Source organism: Corynebacterium sp. HMSC069E04 (assembly GCF_001813175.1).
Classification (GTDB): Bacteria; Actinomycetota; Actinomycetes; order Mycobacteriales; family Mycobacteriaceae; genus Corynebacterium; species Corynebacterium aurimucosum.
Map to the genome: position 1 here is coordinate 1,749 of NZ_KV811694.1, position 3,432 is coordinate 5,180.

Consider the following 3,432-nt stretch of genomic DNA (forward strand, 5'->3'; position numbering starts at 1 on the left):
GCAGGTTCCTCTAACGGTTCCTCCAAGTAAGAGAGACACTGACGCATACCGAGGGCCAGTCGGCCCAAAGTGGCCGGCTGCCATATAGAAGGTCAGTCTAAAGACCAGGCCCCCTTTTCCACCGTTTCCCTGCGGTGGGGAGGGGGTCTCGGTGATCCTAGGGTTCGGGGCGGGGGCACTGGGCAGCCGGTGCCCGGTAGGAGTGGGATGGTGGGAATAGGGGGACGTCGCCAAGCAATGCAGTGCTAAAAGTATGCGATAATTCGAGAATGACTACCGTAGGCGACATCGCAGGCCAGATCGGAACCCCTCTGACAGGAAACGCCACCAAGGTGCTGCTCTTGGGAGCGGGTGAGCTGGGCAAGCAGTTGGTAATTGCCTTTCAGAACTTAGGGCTTGAGGTTCACGCCGTGGACCGCTACGCAGGAGCACCCGCGCAGCAGCTTGCGCACTTTAGCTACATTGCAGACATTAGGGACCCGTACAAGGTGTGGGAGCTGACTGAGAAGATCAAGCCAGACTACGTGGTCCCAGAGGTGGAAACCGTCGCGGTGGAGGCGCTGAAGCGTATTGAAGAGTTCGGCACAACCGTCGTGCCCTCGGCGCGGGCGTGTGAGCTGACACAGTGTCGGGAGAGCGTGCGTGAGGTAGCTGAAAGCATCGGCCTGCCCGTCACTGCCTATCGCTTTGCTGAGTCCGCTGAGGAGCTGCAAGAGGCAGTGGGGGAGTTGGGGCTGCCGTGCATCGTGAAGCCGGATATTACGACCTCCGGGAAGGGCCACATCCTTCTTAAAGAAGAAGAGGACGTGGAGGAGGCCTGGGCCATGGTGCGCCACGTGTCCTCGGAGTATAAGCGCGTAGTGGTGGAGCGCTTCGTTGACTTTGATTATGAGGTCACGCTGCTTGCTGTGCGTTCCATCGACCCGGCTACGGGCAAGATGGCGACGTGGTTTAGTGAGCCCATTGGTCACCGCCACGAGAAGGGGGATCTGGTGGAGTCCTGGCAGCCGATGGCTATGAGTGAGGACGCGCTGGCGAACGCACGCTCCGTTGCGGCGCGTATCTCCAATGAATTGGGAGGGCGCGGTGTCTACGGCGTGGAGCTCTTCGTCGCGGGCGATGAGGTGTATTTCTCATCGGTATCGCCGCGTCCTTTGGATACCGCCATGCTGACTGGGTATACGCAGCGTTTCTCTGAGTTTGAGCTACATGTCCGCGCGATTCTGGGCTTCCCCATTGACGTGACATTGGTCAGCCCCGGTGCTGCGGTCATCTTGCACGCGGACGCAGAGCTTGATGATGTCTCCTACTCTGGCCTCGATGCTGCCCTTGCCTATGAGGAAACGGACGTGCGTTTGTTTGGTAAGCCGTGGGCTTATGCCGGCCGCCGCATGGGCATGGTGGCCACGACTGCCGAAGACGTTGAGACCGCCCGTGACAGGGCGGCGCTGGCGGCGGGAAAGATCACTGTCGGGCCGAATGCTGATAGAACCGTTCACGGTGACTCGCAGCCCGTGGAGCCGACCGCCACTGCCGTCTCCGATATTGAGGTCATTGAGGTCCCAGAACCGGTTGTCGACGTTGATCCGAAATTAACCCGCTCCGCCGATGGTTAAAGTAATAGTGACGTTTTAAGAAAGGGCGGAATGATGTCCCGGCCCCGCGGAGGAGTGGGGTGATGAACGGGGGAGCGATGGCCGTGCAATATGCGCGGCCACTTTGCGTATGCAAGGCGGCGCATCTGACGGGGGATGGTCCTTTTGTACCTGGGGTGGACAGTCGATTCCGCCTTCCCGGTAGGGGCTTAGAAGTGTGGTCGCAGTGAGCAATATCCCGAGTCAAAGCTTAATAAACCGTAAGTATAAAAATATGAGAAATTCTAACCTTAGTGACGTGTCAGCATTATCTCGAACGGATTGTCGATAAATGCCTAAAAGCGCGAGGCTAGAGCGCGTTTCACCAGCGGAATTGTTGATCTATGGATGCATAGGGGAAATTTATACAACAATCAACTGGCTTGCTGGCAGCTGTGAGTGGTGATATTCTCCTGTGTGGACTATAAGAGTTCGTGAGATTCTTAAGGAGAATCGCCGGTCAAGGTGTAAAAACCTGCGTCCAGATTTCAGATTGTTTCAGCGGAACATGACTGCTGTGCAGAAAAACTTGTAGACATTCACATCATTCGAAGAGGAAACGATGAGTAAATTAAGGAATATCTCCAGAGAGGGGTGGATGGTCTTTACTGCTATTTTCACAGCAATAGCAGTAATTGCAGCCATGGTCACCGTTCCCTGGGCGAAGGCCGGTGCGGCCGAGCCGACGGACTTTGAGCCGGATAACGCCCTAGGCGCCGAGCATGAGAAGGTGGGCGGCGATAGTTCTTGGGGCCCACTTGTGTGGGCGGGTGTTCCACCGGAAGGTAACACTGAGGCTAAAGGAAACCCTGCTAATAATGTTGGCTGGGCCTGGTGTATCGACTTGACTACCCCAGATCCTATGAAGGCGTCTGGCAGCTATACGCAGTCCTCTGCGGGTGCCTTGAAATTTGAAGATCCTAAGTATCAAGATGCTGCAATTGGTCTGGCAATTAAGCTTCGTGACGCTGCAGCTGCGGGCGATAAAAAGGCCGCAGCTAAGTACAGTACTTACTTGGCGGCAATTGTCTCTGACCCGTCGGGTAGGGACACAGCAATTAACATTATTAAAGGAAACCTTGGATATGGTGACCCTAATAATGTGATTCGCTTCCAGAACTTCGAAGGAAGCCCGGACGAGTTTACAGAGTTGACGGGCCTTCGAATCGTGAAGAATACTGCTACGAATTTGGATGACCAGTTCGAGGTGGATCCTTCGATTGAGATTCCGTCCCAGCCGGCGGATGCTTTTATTACGATTGTGGGACCTGACGGTGCGTGGCAGGTACGCACGGAACAAGGTCAGCGTGTGTTCCCACCGGATCAGCCAGGCCTGCCAGGCGACGAGGGGGAATCCAAGACCCCGTCGATCGAGACCAAGGCCGAGTTTGCTGAAGGATCGAAGAAGGTCGTCGTTAACGACGCGACTGTAATCGATACCGTTACCTATGAGAACCTGGTTCCGGGTAAGAAGTACACCCTTAAGGCAGAGCTGATCTCTAAGGCTGATGGGAAGACTGTTCTCGGTAAGGGCGAGAAGTCCTTTGTCCCGGATGCAGCAAACGGCTCTGAGCAGGTCGAGATCAAGGTTACGAACGCTGAACAGCCGGTTGAGGCTGCGGTTGTCTTTGAGGAGTTGACCTCTGTTGAGGTCGACGACAAGGGTAAGGACACTCCGGATGCGACTACGGAGAACCCGAACAAGATCGCTGAGCATAAGGACATCAACGACGGCGGGCAGACGGTGAACTCTGAGGATGAGCCGACCGAGCCGACCGAGCCGACTGAGCCGACCGAC

Annotated in this window: 2 protein-coding genes; both read left to right on the forward strand. The window is 55.9% G+C overall.

The window, feature by feature from the left end; translation table 11 throughout:
* Positions 1-269 precede the first annotated feature (269 nt).
* Complete coding sequence (purT, locus tag HMPREF2896_RS09925; RefSeq protein WP_070719401.1) at positions 270-1,616, forward strand: formate-dependent phosphoribosylglycinamide formyltransferase; 1,347 nt, start codon at positions 270-272, stop codon at positions 1,614-1,616.
* 661 nt (positions 1,617-2,277) lie between these two features.
* Positions 2,278-3,432, forward strand: a 1,155-nt coding sequence (locus HMPREF2896_RS12870; protein WP_210388771.1) for a VaFE repeat-containing surface-anchored protein, incomplete at its 3' end; no start/stop codon positions are given.